At 39.8% G+C, this 17,731-nt stretch carries 20 protein-coding genes; 1 reads left to right on the plus strand and 19 read right to left on the minus strand.

Translation table 11 applies throughout. The features are described 5' to 3' along the window. Positions 1-513 precede the first annotated feature (513 nt). From SK608_RS07245 to SK608_RS07270, 7 genes are all read right to left on the minus strand, one after another. Positions 514-1,473, minus strand: coding sequence for an Abi family protein (locus SK608_RS07245; protein ID WP_050489917.1), 960 nt, complete (start codon positions 1,471-1,473; stop codon positions 514-516). A gap of 290 nt (positions 1,474-1,763) precedes the next feature. Next, the gene (locus SK608_RS07250) at positions 1,764-2,930 is read right to left on the minus strand and encodes a MalY/PatB family protein (protein WP_033677696.1); all 1,167 of its coding nucleotides are present in this window, start codon (positions 2,928-2,930) and stop codon (positions 1,764-1,766) included. 7 nt (positions 2,931-2,937) lie between these two features. After that, complete coding sequence (locus SK608_RS07255; RefSeq protein ID WP_033677698.1) at positions 2,938-4,032, minus strand: cystathionine gamma-synthase; 1,095 nt, start codon at positions 4,030-4,032, stop codon at positions 2,938-2,940. 138 nt (positions 4,033-4,170) lie between these two features. Beyond that, a complete protein-coding gene (locus tag SK608_RS11745; RefSeq protein ID WP_050489918.1) occupies positions 4,171-4,410 on the minus strand; it encodes a hypothetical protein in 240 nt (79 codons plus the stop codon). A gap of 67 nt (positions 4,411-4,477) precedes the next feature. Further along, positions 4,478-4,939, minus strand: coding sequence for a hypothetical protein (locus SK608_RS07260; RefSeq protein ID WP_033677700.1), 462 nt, complete (start codon positions 4,937-4,939; stop codon positions 4,478-4,480). A gap of 316 nt (positions 4,940-5,255) precedes the next feature. Further along, on the minus strand, positions 5,256-7,214 hold the full coding sequence (locus tag SK608_RS07265; protein WP_033677702.1) for a peptide ABC transporter substrate-binding protein: 1,959 nt from the start codon (positions 7,212-7,214) through the stop codon (positions 5,256-5,258). Between the two features lie 207 nt (positions 7,215-7,421). Beyond that, positions 7,422-9,044 carry a putative polysaccharide biosynthesis protein gene (locus SK608_RS07270; RefSeq protein ID WP_033677704.1) on the minus strand — a complete coding sequence of 541 codons (1,623 nt, stop codon included), beginning with the start codon at positions 9,042-9,044 and terminating at the stop codon, positions 7,422-7,424. A gap of 105 nt (positions 9,045-9,149) precedes the next feature. Here SK608_RS07270 and SK608_RS07275 point away from each other — a divergent pair, with 105 nt between their 5' ends. Further along, positions 9,150-10,595 (plus strand): UDP-N-acetylmuramoyl-L-alanyl-D-glutamate--L-lysine ligase, encoded by a 1,446-nt coding sequence (locus SK608_RS07275; protein WP_033677706.1) that lies wholly within the window; start codon positions 9,150-9,152, stop codon positions 10,593-10,595. A gap of 45 nt (positions 10,596-10,640) precedes the next feature. Here the strand turns inward: SK608_RS07275 and SK608_RS07280 are convergent, their stop codons facing one another. The 12 genes from SK608_RS07280 to ssbA all read right to left on the minus strand — a co-directional run bounded on the left by SK608_RS07280 (position 10,641) and on the right by ssbA (position 17,724). Continuing rightward, positions 10,641-10,835, minus strand: coding sequence for a CsbD family protein (locus tag SK608_RS07280; RefSeq protein WP_033677708.1), 195 nt, complete (start codon positions 10,833-10,835; stop codon positions 10,641-10,643). Between the two features lie 99 nt (positions 10,836-10,934). Beyond that, positions 10,935-11,585 carry a DUF1803 domain-containing protein gene (locus tag SK608_RS07285; RefSeq protein WP_033677710.1) on the minus strand — a complete coding sequence of 217 codons (651 nt, stop codon included), beginning with the start codon at positions 11,583-11,585 and terminating at the stop codon, positions 10,935-10,937. Further along, positions 11,569-12,081 carry a YiiX/YebB-like N1pC/P60 family cysteine hydrolase gene (locus tag SK608_RS07290; protein WP_033677713.1) on the minus strand — a complete coding sequence of 171 codons (513 nt, stop codon included), beginning with the start codon at positions 12,079-12,081 and terminating at the stop codon, positions 11,569-11,571. Before SK608_RS07290 ends, SK608_RS07285 begins: the two co-directional genes overlap by 17 nt. Positions 12,082-12,167: 86 nt before the next feature. Beyond that, positions 12,168-13,103 carry a manganese-dependent inorganic pyrophosphatase gene (locus SK608_RS07295; protein ID WP_033677715.1) on the minus strand — a complete coding sequence of 312 codons (936 nt, stop codon included), beginning with the start codon at positions 13,101-13,103 and terminating at the stop codon, positions 12,168-12,170. Between the two features lie 92 nt (positions 13,104-13,195). Continuing rightward, positions 13,196-13,351 carry a hypothetical protein gene (locus tag SK608_RS11750; RefSeq protein ID WP_033677717.1) on the minus strand — a complete coding sequence of 52 codons (156 nt, stop codon included), beginning with the start codon at positions 13,349-13,351 and terminating at the stop codon, positions 13,196-13,198. Then, positions 13,329-13,625: a GIY-YIG nuclease family protein gene (locus SK608_RS07305; protein WP_033677719.1), complete on the minus strand. Its 297-nt coding sequence runs from the start codon at positions 13,623-13,625 to the stop codon at positions 13,329-13,331. Before SK608_RS07305 ends, SK608_RS11750 begins: the two co-directional genes overlap by 23 nt. Further along, positions 13,615-14,364 carry a tRNA1(Val) (adenine(37)-N6)-methyltransferase gene (locus tag SK608_RS07310; protein WP_033677721.1) on the minus strand — a complete coding sequence of 250 codons (750 nt, stop codon included), beginning with the start codon at positions 14,362-14,364 and terminating at the stop codon, positions 13,615-13,617. Before SK608_RS07310 ends, SK608_RS07305 begins: the two co-directional genes overlap by 11 nt. Positions 14,365-14,416: 52 nt before the next feature. Beyond that, on the minus strand, positions 14,417-14,779 hold the full coding sequence (locus SK608_RS07315; RefSeq protein ID WP_033677723.1) for a S1 RNA-binding domain-containing protein: 363 nt from the start codon (positions 14,777-14,779) through the stop codon (positions 14,417-14,419). A gap of 1 nt (position 14,780) precedes the next feature. Beyond that, positions 14,781-16,181, minus strand: a complete 1,401-nt coding sequence (locus tag SK608_RS07320; protein ID WP_033677724.1) for a bifunctional Cof-type HAD-IIB family hydrolase/peptidylprolyl isomerase — start codon at positions 16,179-16,181, stop codon at positions 14,781-14,783. 80 nt (positions 16,182-16,261) lie between these two features. After that, positions 16,262-16,765: a GNAT family N-acetyltransferase gene (locus SK608_RS07325; protein WP_033677816.1), complete on the minus strand. Its 504-nt coding sequence runs from the start codon at positions 16,763-16,765 to the stop codon at positions 16,262-16,264. A gap of 217 nt (positions 16,766-16,982) precedes the next feature. Further along, positions 16,983-17,222 (minus strand): 30S ribosomal protein S18, encoded by a 240-nt coding sequence (rpsR, locus tag SK608_RS07330; RefSeq protein WP_000068664.1) that lies wholly within the window; start codon positions 17,220-17,222, stop codon positions 16,983-16,985. Between the two features lie 31 nt (positions 17,223-17,253). Further along, positions 17,254-17,724, minus strand: a complete 471-nt coding sequence (gene ssbA, locus SK608_RS07335) for a single-stranded DNA-binding protein SsbA (RefSeq protein ID WP_000609602.1) — start codon at positions 17,722-17,724, stop codon at positions 17,254-17,256. Positions 17,725-17,731 lie beyond the last annotated feature (7 nt).

Raw genomic sequence — 17,731 nt, forward strand, 5'->3', positions numbered from 1 at the left:
ACTTCCATCTCTCTCCCAAAACTAGAAGTTAGTCTAAGACGGATTTCCACTGATTTCACGCATTTTTCTCATACTAAAAGCTAGGGTTGTGGGAAACTGGAAGTTAGTTTTAGAAGTTACCCTCTATACTATACCGGCGGCCGGGGTCGAACCGGCACGTCCTTGCGGACACTGGATTTTGAGTTCTAACTCAATGTTTTTATATCAATTAAAATAGCATGCAATCAACAATTTTACTATTTAAAAATATATGATTTTAGCTGAATTTACCAATTATGGTATTTTTGTGGAAATTACTATATAATTCATTCATATTTTTATTAAGTACTTTCAGAACTTTATATAAAATTTTTTCAAAAACAATAACAGTTTATTAAGAACGCCATTATGAATTTTACTTTCATCAATTTGGCTTAAATTCACATTTTTAATTATTAAACAATCCTTCCAGCATTCCGGAAAACCAATTTTAGTTTTTTCTATGATACTGCTAGTCATAAATTTTCTTTCAATTTAGTTAATAAAGGTATCCCACTCATCATGAATGCTTGAATTATGACAAATAAGAATTTGTTTTATTGCCAGCATATAGGCAAATAAGTCTTTATTATCTCCTTGTTTCTTCCCATACATTTTTATCTTCCGCAAAACTGGTGTATAGAATCTTGGAACACCCACATTAAAGTTACGTGCGTATAATCTGCCATAATGTGCACAAACATTCCTAATAAACCATGTGGCAGAAATCCAACTTTTACTTGCAGATATAATATGGTCCTGCATGTTAGCATCATTTTTATAATAATCATTACTAAGAAACAACTCTTCAACCCATAAACTATAAAATTTATCATTCAACTGCTCAATTATTTTAGTTGTTTCTCCAAAAGTCAGCTCAGGTACAACAACCCAAAAAGGAAACTTGCAATCTTTATTACTCACATGGTGACTTATTGGAAGAGATTTAGCTTTTAATTCAAATAATCTCATTCCAATTCTTTCAATAAATTCCTGATAATCATTTTCATTTTTATAAATTGATTTATCTAAATAGCACTCGCCTTTTTGTAAATTCCCTTCATAATTACTACATAAAGTATGGATAATAGAAGATTTGATTAACAATTCTATTTTACCAGTAAATTTCATCAAATTTTCTCTCAAAAATGAATTGAATTCATAAAGTTCAATACAGTCTTGAAAAGAAAAAGTAGTATCTTCTCGTTTTGGTAAACACTTTCTGTATATTGAAAAATCATAATAATTTGTCTGAAAAAGGAACTGTTTAGCGAAAGCCTCATCAGACTCATTAATTATTACTTTAGCACCTGTTTTCTTTACTGGTCTAGCAAGCTTCTTCTTCAACTTATCAAATTCAAGAAATTCTTTCATTGAAGAGTTTTTATCAGGGGCTAGTGCATAATATTTGACAGAAATATTTTTTACCTTAATCTTTTCATCAGTTGTATTCATCATTCACCCTAAAAAAAAAGCCTCACAAAACTATTTGATTGATTAATCAAAGGGAGCCTTGGGAGTTCTTGTACAATTATTATAGCCTAATCCCTATTTTTTGTAAACCCCCTTTCCATACCACCAAATGTAGTAGCTCCAATCTTTTTTAACCAAAAAACTCCATATATAGTGCTATTTTTAGACGCAAGAACACAAGATATAGATAGAGGTCTTCAAGACCTCTATCTATTGTGTTTTATAAGTGAAAATATTTTTTAAAAATATTTAAAAAATAATAAAAACGATTTTTAAAGTTTGGCAAAAGTCGTCACAATCCGCTGACACACTTCTTGCAGCAGGGATTTGGGCATGGCTACATTGAGACGAGCATGGAGACTCCCTTCCTCTCCAAAATCCAAACCACGGTTGAGGATAACCTTGGCTTCATTTCTCAAAAGCTCTTGCAATCTTTCATCAGTCAGGTCATAGGCTGAAAAATCAAGCCAAATCAAGTAGGTTCCTTGCGGTTTCATGACCTTGATTTTAGTCTCTTTTCCAAATAAATCCACCACATAATTGATGTGGTCTTCAAAGACTTGCTTGAGTTCCTCTAACCAATCCTTCCCATAGCGATAAGCAGCTTCTGTCGCCAAATAGCCCAAGCCTGAAATTTCATGCTGGTTATTGGCTAACTGGCGTTTCTGGTAAGCCAGTCTCAACTTAGGATTTTCAATGACTGCATAGGAATTTTTTGTCCCAGCAATATTAAAGGTTTTAGTGGCACTGGTCAAGACGATCGCAAATTCTTTAAAGTCAGGGTTGACAGTATTGAAGGAATGATGCTTGTGACCAAAGAGGGCCAAATCTTGGTGAATCTCATCTGAAACCAAGAAAATACCATGTTTTTGACAGAGTTGACCAATCTTCTCCAACACTTCCTTTTCCCAAACACGTCCACCAGGATTGTGAGGATTGCAAAGAATATAGAGTTTGACCTCCTCTTCCACCAAATCCTTCTCCAGTTGATCAAAGTCAATCTCAAACAGACCATCCTTTTCCACCAAAGAATTGGTAATCAATCTACGGTTGTTCAACTTGACACTGCGTGCAAAGGGTGGATAGACAGGTGTGTTAATCAAAACCGCCTCGCCTTCTTTTGTAAAGGCTTGAATAGCTGTTGAGATGGCTGGTACCACACCCTCGATAAAGACAAGAGCCTCTTTGTCAAAGTGGTAACCGTGTTGTGTGGCTTCCCACTTTTGAACTTCCTTAATTAACTCTTCACTGGCATAGGTATAGCCATAAACCAGTTGATCAGCGTAAGTTTGCACGGCTTGGCGGATTTCAGGCAAGACCACAAAGTCCATATCCGCTATCCAAGCTGGTAGAACTTCACTATCCGTTTCCGCCTCTTTCCATTTATAGGTATGGTGCCCTAAACGATTGGGCAAACTTGTAAAATCATATTTTCCCATCTTTGTCTTATCCTTCTAATGCTTGGCGCAAATCTGCAATCAAATCTCTAGCATCCTCAATCCCAATTGACAAGCGCAAGAGGTCATCTGTCAAACCATAAGAATGGCGTACTTCTGCTGGAATATCAGCGTGAGTTTGCGTCGTTGGATAAGTAATGAGACTTTCTACCCCACCCAAACTTTCCGCAAAAGAGAAGACCTTGAGACTGTTCAAAATATGAGGAATGCGTGTTTCATCGGCTACTTTAAAGGAAATCATCCCCCCTCGACCAGTGTAGAGAACTTCCTTAACTGCTGGAGAATCCTTCAAAAAGTCAACCACTTCTTGAGCATTGGCTGTTGAGCGCTCCATACGAAGAGACAAGGTCTTGAGACCACGAACCAATTGATAACTGTCAAATGGAGACAAGACTGCCCCTGTCGTATTGAGATTGTAAAAGAGTTTCTCGTATAGTTCTAAACTATTGGTCACAACCACTCCAGCCAAGACATCATTGTGTCCTGCTAGATACTTGGTTGCTGAATGGAGAACGATATCTGCTCCATCTTCAATCGGACGTTGGTAGATAGGGCTGTAGAAAGTATTGTCCACCACCACTTTGGCACCCTTAGCATGAGCTAATTTGGCTAGTTTTTCGATATCAAATTCCAACATCAAAGGATTGGTTGGTGTTTCGATATAGAGGACATCCACGTCCTTTTCTAACTCGGCAATCAATTCTTCTTCTGTATTGGCATAGTTAAAATGGAAACGGCCTTCCTGCTCCACTTGGTTAAACCAGCGGAAAGAACCACCATAAAGGTCACGGACAGCCAAGACCTTACTTCCTACTGGAAAGACGCTAAAGGCCAGTACAATTGCTGACATTCCTGAGCTAGTAGCTAGGGCATAGTCTGCTGACTCAATAGCCGCCAAGACTTCTTCCGCCTTACTGCGAGTTGGGTTTTTGGTGCGCGTATAGTCAAATCCAGTAGATTTACCAAACTCTGGATGCTGATAGGTCGTTGAAAAATGAAGCGGTGTCACCAAAGCTCCTGTCGCTTCATCTGATTTAATGCCCGCCTGGGCCAAAATTGTGTTGATGTGTAATTCCTTGCTCATACAATACCTCCAAATCTATAGTAACTATTGTACCACTTATTTTCATAAACTCATTTTCTTCTTTTCAAGAGCTAGTTATAGTTTAAAACTATAGACTTATACTCTTCGAAAATCTCTTCAAACCACGTCAGCGTCGCCTTACCGTAGGTATATGTTACTGACTTCGTCAGTTCTATCTGCAACCTCAAAACAGTGTTTTGAGCTGACTTCGTCAGTTCTATCTGCAACCTCAAAACAGTGTTTTGAGCTGACTTCGTCAGTTCTATCTGCAACCTCAAAACAGTGTTTTGAGCTGACTTCGTCAGTCTTATCTACAACCTCAAAATAGTGTTTTGAGCAACCTGCGGCTAGCTTCCTAGTTTGCTCTTTGATTTTCATTGAGTACTAGCTAGTAAAGCTAAAAAGAATCCAGAAAAGCTTCCAGATTCTTTTGTGAAAATGATTGCTAGGGTTTACTGTGAACGAAAAAATCCTGTTGGGCTAAATAGTCATAATGGTCTTTGTTAAATTGATACTGGCCCACATGCTGACTAACCTGACCGACATCCACGGAAAAAATGTAGTTTTCATTTTGATAGTTCCAGTTCAGCCTAACTGTATTCAAAACTGTCTTATAAGTAAAATCTTGAACTTGATTCCAAGGCATCTCTACGACTTGATTAGAGCGATTTTCAGTTATATCACTGATGTCCATCAAGTAGATTCCCTTAGGTGTGAATGCCAGAATCTTAGGCTTCACACTCGACTGAACATAGTAGGAACCACCTATAATGAAAAAATCAATAAAGGATTTCAACAATGTCTTTTTCTTAAAAGCCATCAGAAAATTCTTTTGCCCTTCAATGCGACAAGTTAAAAGAAATGATGCAATCTGTTTTTCTGTTGCAAACTCCATAATAGCGCCCATGATGATACCTCCATAACGATTAGTAAATAGGCAGATAAGAACTCTTCACATAAAAGAAGAACTTATCATTTGTTACGTTTTATCTTACTTTTTTAGTAGACAGCATCCCTCCTATAAAATCATTCTAGCATGTGCATACTTCAGTTAACACTGGGTAGATTTTCGAAAATAGTTTTTTACAATCTTTTATTATATTCATTATAGCATAAACCCAGTAAACCAATTAAAAAATGTACGCACTTTTCTTCCAAATTTGCCATCATTCTATTAAAAAACGACAGTTTCCTTCGAAACCATCGTTTTTCTTGAAAAATCCTTATTTGACATGTTTTGCCAATTCTTCTTGGGCTTTTTTATTAGATTCTTCTTTTTCTTTCAACCATTTTTCTTTGGCTTTTTCATATTCGTCTTTTGTAACTGTCTTATCTTGTACTTTGAGATATTTATATGATTCGATACCTTTATTACCAGCTAATGAATATGGTGTTGAGAAAGGAACAACTTTTCTCAATGTTGGTGTTCCACCCTTAGAAACATTTGGAATCGCTAAAGCGCTATCCACCAACCAAGCTTGGGCATCTGCATACTTTTCATAGCGTTTTGCAAGATCTTGTTCCTTATTGGCTTCTTCCAACATTTGAGTGTAGACATCCAATCCAACAGCCTTGGCCTTGTCATTGGCTTCACCTGGCTCTAAACCTAGATTTTGCATCAAACCACCAGAATTAAGGTTGAAGACATCAAGATAGGTTGAAGGATCTTGGTAATCAGGACCCCAACCACCGTTGTAAAGATCATAATCCTTCTGAGCTGCTGTCTGAGCCAAATAGCTTGTATTGTCATAATCTTCAGTAGTGAGTTGTTGAATATCAATTACAACGTTCTCTGCACCTAAAGCTGCTTCAATAGATTGCTTCATAGAATTTGCCTCTTGAACACCCTGTTTAGCAGCTTGGTCAACTGTCATGTCCAAGTGGATAGGGAATTGAATTCCTTTAGCTTGGAGTTCTTTCTTAGCCTCTGCAAATTTAGCCTTGGCTTTTTCAGCATTGTAGTATGGATCTTGGGCATCAGCAAAGTTGATTCCTTGCCATTCTTTACCGTAGTTAACCATTTTAGACGCAACTACTTCACCAAAGTCTTTGCCATTGATACTTACGAAGTTTGGTGGAACGACTAGGTTACGCAAAATCTTGGTTGCACCATCCTCTCCTTGAGATTGAGCCCCGTAAGCTGTCCGGTCATAGGCAAAGTTAATGGCTTGACGGAAGTTTTTATTAAGAACCGCTTCCTGAGTCGATTTCTTTTCAGCATCACTTGTCTTGGAAGTGAATTTATAAGATTTTCTATCTAGGTTAAAGTTTAAGAAATAAGAAGTGGCATCTTGCAAGCTATAGATGATATTGTCCTTATTCTTTTCTTTAATACCTTCAAAGCTTGCACTATTTGGATAAAGGCGAGCATAACTATAAGCTCCCTCAACAAAGTTACGAGCTAGTGCATCTTGGTCACTACCATCATAATAAGCCAATTTCACATCATCTACAAAGACATTTTTAGCATCCCAGTAGTTCGGATTTTTCTTGAATTCAATGACAGATTTTGAAACAAAGGATTTCATCAAGAAAGGTCCATTGTACAAAATACTAGATGGGGCTACCTTCCCAAAATCATCACCTTTTGATTTCAAGAAATCCGCATTGACTGGGAAGAGAATGGTTGAAGTTGTTTTTGAGTTCCAGTAAGATTCTGGTCGTGTCAAGGTATATTGAACCGTTTGGTCGTCAAGAGCCTTGACTCCGACAGTTGAAAAGTCGCTTGTTTTCCCGTTGATATAGTCATCTAAACCAGCAACGGATTCTTGCACCAAGTATAAGGCTTCGGATTTTTTATCTGCTGCATATTTCAAACCAGTTACAAAATCTTGGGCAGTTACAGGAGCATATTCATCTCCATCTGCAGTATACCATTTAGCATCTTTACGCAGTTTGTAGGTATAGGTCAAGCCATCCTTGGATACACTCCAATCCTCTGCCAAAGATGGGATATAATTCCCATACTGGTCATTTTCCATGAGCCCATCTACCAAATTAACCACGATATCATTGGTTGTTGCCCTGTTTTCTGCTAGATAATTCAAACTAGACGGATCACTAGTATAAACATAGTTATATGTTTTTGACCCTGTGCTGGAATTTCCACAGGCACTTAACAAAATACCTGCACTTAACACGACACCTGCAAGCGTTGCATACTTGGCCTTAGACTTTTTCATCTCCAGAACCTCCTGATTTAAATATTTGTTTTATTATACAGTCTAACTACTTTTTAGTCAAGTGTTTTTTGACATAAAATTCAATTACTTTCGTTATTTATTCTCTGTTTTACATTTTATATCCAATTCTAACAATAAAAAATGAATAAGAGAGTGTTTTGGTTTTTAAAAAACTCAACTTATTCATTTTATTTATAAATTATTTTTCTAAGAAATTTTTAATTTTACTCGCAGGCGATCTGCTTGGGCTTTTCCAATCACCTTATCCAACAAACGGGTACGGAGACTCATGACCCCGTATACTCCTCCACCCATGGCACCGACAAGGGATACATAAAGGAAGCTCCACAAACGTCCACTTGGTTGGAATACAAATCCTAAAATCCACTGGATGGCACCGACACCGATGAACATAACAAAGGTCAACAAACTGATTAAAATGGTTCGCTTCAAAATCACCTTGCGCTTAACACCAGTTACTTGACAAATGTCCCGATACATCAAGACATTAGGAATAACGAGGCCGATTGTAGTGGAAATCAAGGGTCCGTAACTGTGGAAGAGGGCGATGGTAGGTATTTGCAAGACCAGCTTGGCAATGGAACCATAGATAAAATAGAGAACTGCCTTGCGGTTGCGGAACATGGCCTGAAGCATTGGAGACAAGACCATGTACAAGCCTAAAATAGTAGACTGCAAAACTGCAAAGACAAACAAGCCCATGGCCAAACTATCTGGCTTCCCATAAAAGACTGTGTAGAGGGGTTCTCCTACCATGACCACTCCAACCGTTGCTGGTATCAGGAATACGAAAAGCATGGTAATGCTGTCCTGAACGAGACGAGAAGCTGCCTTCAAATCCCCCTTGACATAGTTTTCAGTCAAGAGTGGTAAACCGACACCCCCAATTGAAACCCCAACAGAAATCAAAATCATCGTGATTTTATTAGGATTGGCTGAGAAATAAGAAAACATGACAACCAAGTCCTCGTTGCTGTAGTTGGTAAACCAGCTCATACTATTGATAAAGGTCAGCTGATCCAAAATCTGGAAGAGCTGGATGGCAGACCCTGTCAGGATAAAAGGAATGGCTTCCTTAATAGTATCAACCAAAAGACGCTTGCTGTTAATCTTATCCCCTGTTTCAAATACTCTTTTGAGTAAACCTTCTTGAGCAAGGAAATAGACCAAAACTGCAAAACTAGCTACCATGCCGACAAAGGCCGCAAAGGTCGATTGGGTAACGGCTGCTAGGTAATCTCCTGAACCGAGCTTCATAATGATAAAGGTTGCTAAGAGCATCCAGATAACACGAATGACCTGCTCAGCAATTTGACTCATGGCATAAGGTTTGAGGTTATTCATCCCTTGGAAAAATCCTCGGATAACACTCATAGACGGGAAAATCAAGACTCCCCAAGCCAAGCTTTGCATGATCGGTATCAAGTCTTTGCCTACGCCAGACAAGTCTGCTAGCCAAGGAGCAAAGACATACAAAACTAAAGCAAAAACGAGGCCAAGTCCTGTCATAAATCCTAAAAAGCTCCGAATCAGGGCAAAGCTATGCTCTTCTTCTCGCATGGTATTGTACTTGGCAACTTGCTTGGCCACCGCAACTGGAATCCCTGCTGTTGAAACCAGCAAGAACCAGGCATAGATGTTGTAGCCCATGGTAAAGAGACCATTAGCCGTAGCCGCATAAGACCCCATCCAGATGTACCAAGGGATAATATAGATGGCCCCGAGCAGGCGACTGATAAAGTTACTAGCCGTTAACCAAGCAGTCCCCCGTAACATCTGGGCCTGCTGGTGATTGTTTTCGTGCGACATAGATTCCTCATTCAATTTTGATAACTAGGAAAAACTCCTTATCTTCCATTATAAACTTTTCCTTGTTACTTGTAAATTTGTGACTTTCGGTTTACAATAGAAAGTATGATTAAGATTGAAACCGTATTAGATATATTAAAGAAAGATGGTCTATTCCGCGAGATTATCGACCAAGGACATTATCACTACAACTACAGCCATGTCGTGTTTGACACCATCTGCTATGACAGTCGCAAGGCCAAAGAAAAGAGCCTCTTTTTCGTCAAAGGTGCTGCCTTTAAGAAGGAATTTCTGATTTCTGCCATCTCTCAAGGTCTCGATTGGTATGTGGCTGAAAAGGACTATGAAGTTGGTATTCCTGCCATTATCGTCAGTGATATCAAGAAAGCTATGAGTTTGATTTCTATGGAATTTTATGGAAATCCACAGGAAAAACTCAAACTCCTTGCCTTTACTGGTACTAAGGGTAAGACAACAGCAGCCTATTTCGCCTATAACATTTTATCTCAAGGGCATCGCCCTGCTATGCTCTCGACTATGAATACAACTCTAGATGGCAAGACTTTCTTTAAGTCTGCATTGACAACTCCTGAGAGTATTGACCTCTTTGATATGATGAATCAGGCTGTGCAAAATGACCGTACCCACCTCATCATGGAAGTCTCCAGTCAAGCCTATCTGGTCAAACGTGTCTATGGTCTAACCTTTGATGTGGGAGTTTTCCTCAATATCAGCCCAGACCATATTGGCCCGATTGAGCATCCGACGTTTGAAGACTACTTCTACCACAAGCGACTCTTGATGGAACATAGCCGAGCAGTCATCATTAACAGTGACATGGACCACTTCTCTGTACTAAAAGAACAAGTGGCAGATCAAGACCATGATTTCTATGGTAGCCAGTCTGATAACCAAATCGAAAACTCCAAAGCCTTTAGCTTTTCAGCTACTGGTAAACTCTCTGGAGACTATGATATCCAACTGATTGGCCACTTCAACCAAGAAAATGCCGTTGCTGCTGGACTTGCTTGCCTCCGTCTCGGAGCTAGTCTTGAGGACATCAAAAAAGGCATCGCTGCAACCCGCGTTCCTGGTCGTATGGAAGTTCTCACCCAGAAAAATGGAGCCAAGGTCTTCATCGACTACGCCCACAACGGTGACAGTCTGAAAAAACTCATCAATGTGGTTGAAACTCATCAAACCGGAAAAATTGCTCTGGTTCTGGGTTCAACAGGAAACAAGGGAGAAAGTCGCCGTAAGGACTTTGGCCTCCTCCTCAATCAACATCCCGAGATTCAAGTCTTTTTGACTGCTGATGACCCCAACTATGAAGACCCAATGTCCATTGCAGATGAAATCAGTAGCTACATCAATCATCCTGTTGAAAAAATTGCGGATCGCCAAGAAGCCATCAAGGCGGCAATGTCCATCACTGAACAAGAACTCGATGCTGTCATTATTGCTGGTAAGGGAGCCGATTGCTACCAAATCATCCAGGGAAAGAAAGAAGCCTACCCAGGAGATACAGATGTCGCAGAAAATTATTTATAAGAATAGAAAAAATCAAGGGAAAATGAAACCCTTGATTTTTTACTATTATTTAGTAAAAACGTTTTTCAAACCTTCAACGGCACCTTCTACAGCACCTTTAGCATCTTCTACAACGTCTTTTGCCTTAGCAACTGTTTTTTCAACAGCGCCTTCTGCTTCAGTCTTACCATCTCCAGTAACTTTACCAAATCCTTCTTTGATAGCGCCTGTTGCTTGTTCCAATTTGTTTTCAAGTGACATATGATTGTCTCCTTTAGTTTTATTCCGATATGTGTTACCGGTTACATATAGTTTATACCGAATACTAAGGAAAGTCAAACAATGTGCTCAGAAAAAAAATCAGGCCAAGTAGAAAGTTAATCTTTCCTTATCAAAATCGACGGCCAACTCATACTTTCCATCTTCATTTTGAATAATATAACCTAGGACAACTAAACTGTCCACAAAGATATCACGGCGTTTCTGCATCAGTTGATCTTTTTTGAGAAATTTTAGCAAAAAAGTTGTCATATATTTGAGAGCATACTCAGGATTAACATCTCCCAAAATGGCATAAAGTTCCCGCTGTTTTTCTGTCAAAGGATACTGATGTTTGACATTGTAGAAATAATTAGACAGGGTCATTTTAGTGCGCGCAAAGTCCGTCTTTTCAACTAAAATAGCTGCATTGGTTTGATTGCGCAATTCCGTCTCAAAACGCTGCTCCAACAAAGTTTGATAGATCGGACTATCTTCTTTAACAAAAATCTCTTGATCCAGTTCGAGACTATCGAGTGATTCAAGCATAGGAAGATTAAGGTAATAACGCTTATTTTCTCGTAGAATCAAGCCTGCCTTTATATACTCTTCCATGAGTTTATCAACTGCAACATCTGGAAATTGAGCCTTAATTTCTCGCAAAATAACATCCTCATGCTGGTCCAGATAGCGGATCAATTCTCTAAAAAATGGCTGTCTCGTCAAACGAGATGGATTAAAAATCTGAATCATGAAGATTCCTTTCTTTACTTTCTAACAGAGGCGATGTTGCCAACTGACTAGGATTGGTCCCAGCTTGGTTCAGAGGAACAGGAAGACCTAGTTCTCTATAATACTCTCTCCAAAAATCACTAATCTCCTGAGTCCCATCCCCAAATTTCATAGGAATGGTTTCAAAAATCGGTAGGATTTCTGCTATGTACTGGGAACAGTAGAAACCATGTCCATCTGGATAGAAAGAAGCATTATAAGGAGCTCCAAGATGTTTGCAAGCTTTTTCCTTCACAGACTGGATATCCATTTCTGGGTAAATATATAGGTCGTACAAGTGATTGGACTCAAAGAAGTTTGCTGGTTCCTGACAAACAACACCAGCCTGTCCACTAGCGTGGTAAATCATCCCATCCAAACAAATCGCAACATGGTTATAGCTGCCTGTGGAAGTCTGGATGGCCTGTCCCATATCTGACTCATCTCTCACAAAAATCAAATCGCCATTTTCTAACATGCTTCACTCCTAGAAAAAAAGGAGCCGAAACTCCTTTCGATATAAGGCAAACTAGCCTTTCCTAATTTGAATTAACACTCAAAATCTTAAGCATTGAAGCTTTCAGTCAATTGAGGTACCACTTGTTTCTTACGTGAAACAGCACCAGCAAGGAAGGCGTGGTTGTCTGCAAGTTTGAAGTTGAAGGCTGCTTCAACCTTGTCCATGTTAGCACCAAGTGCTAGGATTTCTGAGTTTGAGTTGACGATATCTGTAATCATCAAGACAAAGTCAGAGTAGCCGTTTGCTGCGTTAGCAGCTTGCATTGCAGCTTCAATTTCTGCTTGACGTTCCAAAACTTCAGCGATGTCAACTGTGTTCACTTGGGCAACACGGACATTATTTCCGTTCAATTCAAAAGTCTTAGCATCGATGTCAATCAATTCTTCAGCAGATTTGCTAGCCAAGTTTGTACCAGCTTTCAACATAGCCAAACCATACTCTTCCAAGTTTACACCAGCTAATTCAGCCAATTCTGGAGCGATGACTGTATCTGTTGGGTGTGTTGTTGGTGATTTCAAAAGAAGAGTATCTGAAATCAAACCTGAAAGCATCAAACCAGCAATCTCTTTAGGCACAGCTACACCATGTTCTTTGAACATACGATAAACGATTGAAGAAGCTGACCCAACTGGCTCCAAACGCATGTAAAGTGGGCTTGCAGTTTCAAAGTTAGCCACGCGGTGGTGGTCCACCACACCATAGACTTCTACTTCAGCGATATCTGATACAGATTGTTGGAATTCATTGTGGTCAGTCAGGATAACTTGCTCTGCACCTTCTGCTTTAGCAGAAGTGATAACACGCGGTGCTTCCACACCAAAATAGTTCAAGACAAAGGCTGTTTCTTCATTTGGAGTTCCAAGGGCAACAGCTTCCGTATCCAAACCGTAAGCTTCTTTTGCAAGGTAGGCAAAGGCTACAGATGACCCGATGGCATCTGAGTCTGGATTTTGGTGACCAAATACTAGAATCTTAGACATGATAATACCTCATTTTGTTTATTCTCTTTATTGTAGCATTTTTTTCGCTTTTTGACAAAAGTAAGAGGAGTCAAAGAGCTCCTCACGATTCTTCAAAATAACTGATACTCTTCGAAAATCTCTTCAAACCACGTCAGCTTCGCCTTGCCGTAGGTATGGGTACTGACTTCGTCAGTTCTATCCACAACCTCAAAGCAGTGCTTTGAGCAACCTACGGCTAGCTTCCTAGTTTGCTCTTTGATTTTCATTGAGTATGAGCAAATTTCTATCTTGATTTTCAGATAAAAATCTTTCCTTCTGTGGCCTCTTCTTACGCTTGAGAAGGGCTTCTGCCGACATGGCTTCTGCCTTACTGGCAAAACCTTGAGCATAGATAAGTTTGACTGGCAAGCGTGCTCGTGTGTATTTGGCTCCTTTCCCACTATTGTGGACAGCGAGACGTTTTCTCACGTCAGTCGTATAACCCGTGTAGTAGGAACCATCACGGCACTCCAGCACATACATATAAGCCTTATGATCCATAATAAATCTCTTCGAGTTCAGGCGTATAAGAGCCATCATCATTGTGAACAATGAGAGGTGGCAAGACCTTAAAGCCACTTGTTGAACCATCCTTGATAGCCTCAATCAAAAGCATATTGGCTTCCTTTTCTCTTTTTGGATAAACAAATTGCAGGCGCTTAGGAGCTAGATTATGCCGTTGTAAGCTGTCCAAGATATCTAAAAGTCGATCAGGACGATGAACCATAGCCAAGCGCCCATTAGATTTAAGAATACTCTGGGCACTACGACAGATTTCTTCCAAATTAGTCGTGATTTCGTGGCGCGCCAAGAGATAATGTTCACTCTCGTTCAGATTAGAATGAGGATCTACCTTGAAATAGGGTGGATTACACAAAATCATATCCACCTTACTTCCCTGTATACGAGAAGGCATATTTTTCAAATCATCACAGATGACCTCCATCTGCTCTTCTAATCCATTCAAACGGACAGAGCGTTCAGCCATATCCGCCAAACGCTCCTGAATCTCAACAGCCAATATCTGTGCTTGAGTACGAGTGCTAGCAAATAGCCCAACTGCTCCATTTCCAGCACAAAAATCCACTATCAACCCCTTTTTAGGAAAACGTGGAAAGCGTGACAAGAGAACACTATCCACCGAATAACTAAAAACCTCTCTATTTTGAATGATTTTGATATCTGTAGAAAAGAGCTGGTTAATGCGCTCTCCTGATTTTAATAATTGTTCTTCTTCCATGGTCCTATTATAGCAAATTTATATTAACATTACAAAGAATATAGATTTCTAACTAATTCTTCTGCTTCTTCAAATGTTGAAGGGCTTCTTTGGTCCAAATTGGCATCATTCTTTTGAGAGGCGCAAAGCCGTAGTTAAAGCGGTCGCTTGAAAAGCGTCTCCGTCTAGGAAACTGGTGCTTTTCCTCCTCCAAAGTGCGGATAGAAAGACTAGCTTTTCCTGTAAATTCATCTAAATCCACTACTTGAACTTGAACTTCTTCATCGACTTTCAAGGCGTCATGAATATTTTCAATAAATCCTGTTCGAATCTCTGAAATGTGAATCAGCCCCGTATCACCCGTCTCTAGCTCAACAAAGGCACCGTAGGGCTGAATCCCTGTAATACGCCCCTTTAGCTTATCACCGATTTTCATCTTAGTCCTCGATTTCAATAGTTTCAATCACAACATCTTCAACTGGCTTGTCCATAGCCCCTGTCTCAACAGCAGCAATGGTATCCAAGACAGCGTAAGAAGCTTCATCAGCTAGCTGACCAAAAACAGTATGACGACGGTCTAGGTGAGGTGTCCCACCTTGGTTGGCATAGATTTCTGCGATCGGTTCTGGCCAACCTCCACGAGCAATTTCTTTCTTAGAATAAGGCAAATGTTGATTTTGCACGATAAAGAACTGGCTGCCGTTGGTATTTGGACCAGCATTGGCCATGGAAAGAGCACCACGGATATTGTAAAGTTCTTCTGAGAATTCATCCTCAAAAGATTCGCCGTAGATTGACTCGCCACCCATACCAGTTCCAGTTGGGTCTCCACCTTGAATCATAAAGTCCTTGATAATACGATGGAAAATGACACCATCATAGTAACCATCTTTTGAAAGAGCTACAAAGTTAGCCACTGTTTTAGGAGCATGTTCAGGGAAAAGCTTGATACGCAAGTCTCCGTGATTGGTCTTAATAGTCGCGATAGGACCTTCTGCTGTTTCAATGTCTACTTGTGGGAAATGCAATTCTTTTTCTACCATACCAAATCCTTCTAAGGCATCAAAAATGCCATCTTCTTCTAATGTTTTTGTAATATAATCTGCTTTTTCTTTGATGTTATCATGAGAAATTCCCATGGCGATGCTGATTCCAGCATAATCAAAGAGTTCCAAGTCATTCAGCCCATCTCCAAAAACCATGACGTTCTCTGGTTTCAAGCCAAGGTGTTCCACAACCTTTTCCACACCCGTCGCTTTGGAGCCTGAAATCGGCACAATATCAGACGAATGTTGATGCCAACGAACCATGCGAAGTTTATCTGAGAGACTGTCAGGCAAGTGCAAGTCGTCTCCTTTATCTTCAAAAGTCCACATCTGATAGATGTTTTCTTTCTCATGAAAATCAGGATCTACATCTAAATCAGGGTAAATTGGATTGATAGCTTCACTAATCATATCGGTGCGAGTCGACAACTTGGCATCATGACTCCCAACCAAACCATACTCAATTCCTTCTTGCTTAGCCCAAGAGATATACTCCTCAACATCTGACTTATCGATCTGATGTTGATAAATGACCTGACCTTTTTTATCTTCGATATAAGCCCCATTCAAAGTTACAAAAAAGTCAGGCTTGAGTTCACGAATTTCTGGCACGACACCAAAAATTCCTCGTCCAGAAGCAATACCTGTCAAGATTCCTTTCTCACGTAATTGCTTAAAAACAGCTGGGATTGAAGCTGGAATAAAACCTGTCTTTGAATTCCTCAATGTATCATCAATATCAAAAAAGACAATCTTGATTTTCTTTGCCTTGTATCTTAATTTGGCATCCATCTCACTACCTCTTTCAATCTAACTCTTTCCATTATACCATAAAGTAGAGAAATCCCACATCCCAATAAAATCCTTATCTCTTATCCGAATTCCTTTACTAGATACAAAACCAAATCATCATTATTTTGGCTAGTTGCATTCATTTCCAAGGGTTGATTTCGATACCAGACACCTGTCCCATCTGGAATGTAGCCCCGTCTGATATACAATCTCTGTGCAGGGCCATAGCCTAAGTGCAAACCTACACCAAGAGTGACCTTACTCGAAACAACCTTGACTCGTTTTTCTGCTTCTTCTAGCAGTTGATTCCCAATCCCTTGATTTCGAAAAGGCTCAAACACATTAAAATCTGATAATTCTGGATAGACTTCTGCAAAAGGACCATGTTTAGCAGAGGGCAAAATGGTAACGTAGCCCGCTACAGCACCATCAATCTCTACAACTAAGACTTCTCTCTCCCCACTTTCCTGTTCCAGAAAATATCTAGCCAAAATTTCCTCTCTACCAGGCCAACCTTGATTCATAAATCCATGAGATAAGGATTCAATATCAGACTTAATCATATTTCTAATCGTACAATTCATCTTTGACTTACCCACCTTTACTCTTTCTATTACTATTATAGCATGCCAAGGTCAGAAAAAAACTACCTCGTGAAAAAAGACCCAACCGGGTCTGAAAAAGAGGTCCACTGGACACCAACTCGCTCTCTCATTTCAAGGCTCGTGAAAAAAAGACCCAACTGGGTCTGAAAAAGAGGTCCGCCCGGACCTGAAAAAAAGACCCGTCGGGGTCTTTTCTTTAATCTTCGTTTACAAAAGGCATCAAAGCCATTACGCGAGCGCGTTTGATAGCTGTTGTTACTTTACGTTGGTTTTTAGCTGAAGTTCCTGTTACACGACGTGGAAGGATTTTCCCACGTTCTGAAACGAAACGGCTAAGAAGCTCAGTATCTTTGTAATCAACATATTCAATTTTGTTTGCTGCGATGTAATCAACTTTTTTACGGCGTTTGAATCCGCCACGACGTTGTTGAGCCATGTTTTTTCTCCTTTATAATTTTACTTGTCCATTAGAATGGTAAATCATCATCTGAGATATCCAATGGATTTGTTGCTCCAAATGGATTTTCATCACGTGAAAAGTCTGGTACTGAATTTGTAGGTGCTGAATAGTTTGAACTTGGTGCAGAATAAGCTCCACCTGTGTGACCCTCACGCACACTACGGCTTTCCAACATTTGGAAATTCTCAGCCACGACCTCTGTCACGTAGACACGTTGTCCTTGCTGGTTATCGTAACTACGAGTCTGGATACGACCTGTCACCCCGATAAGTGAGCCTTTTTTAGCCCAGTTAGCAAGGTTTTCAGCCTGTTGGCGCCACATAACGACATTGATAAAATCAGCCTCACGTTCGCCATTTTGACTCTTAAATGTACGGTTTACTGCAAGAGTAAAAGTCGCAACTGCTACATTTGATGGGGTATAACGCAACTCAGCGTCACGTGTCATACGCCCTACAAGTACAACATTGTTAATCATAGTTTAC

This window comes from Streptococcus mitis subsp. hohhotensis (genome assembly GCF_000722775.1).
Taxonomy (GTDB): Bacteria; Bacillota; Bacilli; order Lactobacillales; family Streptococcaceae; genus Streptococcus; species Streptococcus carlssonii.

Bases quoted from the DNA above. Each gene is read 5' to 3' on its own strand.
- SK608_RS07245 (WP_050489917.1), bottom strand. From the start codon at position 1,473: ATGAATACAACTGATGAAAAGATTAAGGTAAAAAATATTTCTGTCAAA.
- SK608_RS07250 (WP_033677696.1), bottom strand. From the start codon at position 2,930: ATGGGAAAATATGATTTTACAAGTTTGCCCAATCGTTTAGGGCACCAT.
- SK608_RS07255 (WP_033677698.1), bottom strand. From the start codon at position 4,032: ATGAGCAAGGAATTACACATCAACACAATTTTGGCCCAGGCGGGCATT.
- SK608_RS11745 (WP_050489918.1), bottom strand. From the start codon at position 4,410: ATGAAAATCAAAGAGCAAACTAGGAAGCTAGCCGCAGGTTGCTCAAAA.
- SK608_RS07260 (WP_033677700.1), bottom strand. From the start codon at position 4,939: ATGGGCGCTATTATGGAGTTTGCAACAGAAAAACAGATTGCATCATTT.
- SK608_RS07265 (WP_033677702.1), bottom strand. From the start codon at position 7,214: ATGAAAAAGTCTAAGGCCAAGTATGCAACGCTTGCAGGTGTCGTGTTA.
- SK608_RS07270 (WP_033677704.1), bottom strand. From the start codon at position 9,044: ATGTCGCACGAAAACAATCACCAGCAGGCCCAGATGTTACGGGGGACT.
- SK608_RS07275 (WP_033677706.1), top strand. From the start codon at position 9,150: ATGATTAAGATTGAAACCGTATTAGATATATTAAAGAAAGATGGTCTA.
- SK608_RS07280 (WP_033677708.1), bottom strand. From the start codon at position 10,835: ATGTCACTTGAAAACAAATTGGAACAAGCAACAGGCGCTATCAAAGAA.
- SK608_RS07285 (WP_033677710.1), bottom strand. From the start codon at position 11,585: ATGATTCAGATTTTTAATCCATCTCGTTTGACGAGACAGCCATTTTTT.
- SK608_RS07290 (WP_033677713.1), bottom strand. From the start codon at position 12,081: ATGTTAGAAAATGGCGATTTGATTTTTGTGAGAGATGAGTCAGATATG.
- SK608_RS07295 (WP_033677715.1), bottom strand. From the start codon at position 13,103: ATGTCTAAGATTCTAGTATTTGGTCACCAAAATCCAGACTCAGATGCC.
- SK608_RS11750 (WP_033677717.1), bottom strand. From the start codon at position 13,351: ATGAAAATCAAAGAGCAAACTAGGAAGCTAGCCGTAGGTTGCTCAAAG.
- SK608_RS07305 (WP_033677719.1), bottom strand. From the start codon at position 13,625: ATGGATCATAAGGCTTATATGTATGTGCTGGAGTGCCGTGATGGTTCC.
- SK608_RS07310 (WP_033677721.1), bottom strand. From the start codon at position 14,364: ATGGAAGAAGAACAATTATTAAAATCAGGAGAGCGCATTAACCAGCTC.
- SK608_RS07315 (WP_033677723.1), bottom strand. From the start codon at position 14,779: ATGAAAATCGGTGATAAGCTAAAGGGGCGTATTACAGGGATTCAGCCC.
- SK608_RS07320 (WP_033677724.1), bottom strand. From the start codon at position 16,181: ATGGATGCCAAATTAAGATACAAGGCAAAGAAAATCAAGATTGTCTTT.
- SK608_RS07325 (WP_033677816.1), bottom strand. From the start codon at position 16,765: ATGAATTGTACGATTAGAAATATGATTAAGTCTGATATTGAATCCTTA.
- rpsR (WP_000068664.1), bottom strand. From the start codon at position 17,222: ATGGCTCAACAACGTCGTGGCGGATTCAAACGCCGTAAAAAAGTTGAT.
- ssbA (WP_000609602.1), bottom strand. From the start codon at position 17,724: ATGATTAACAATGTTGTACTTGTAGGGCGTATGACACGTGACGCTGAG.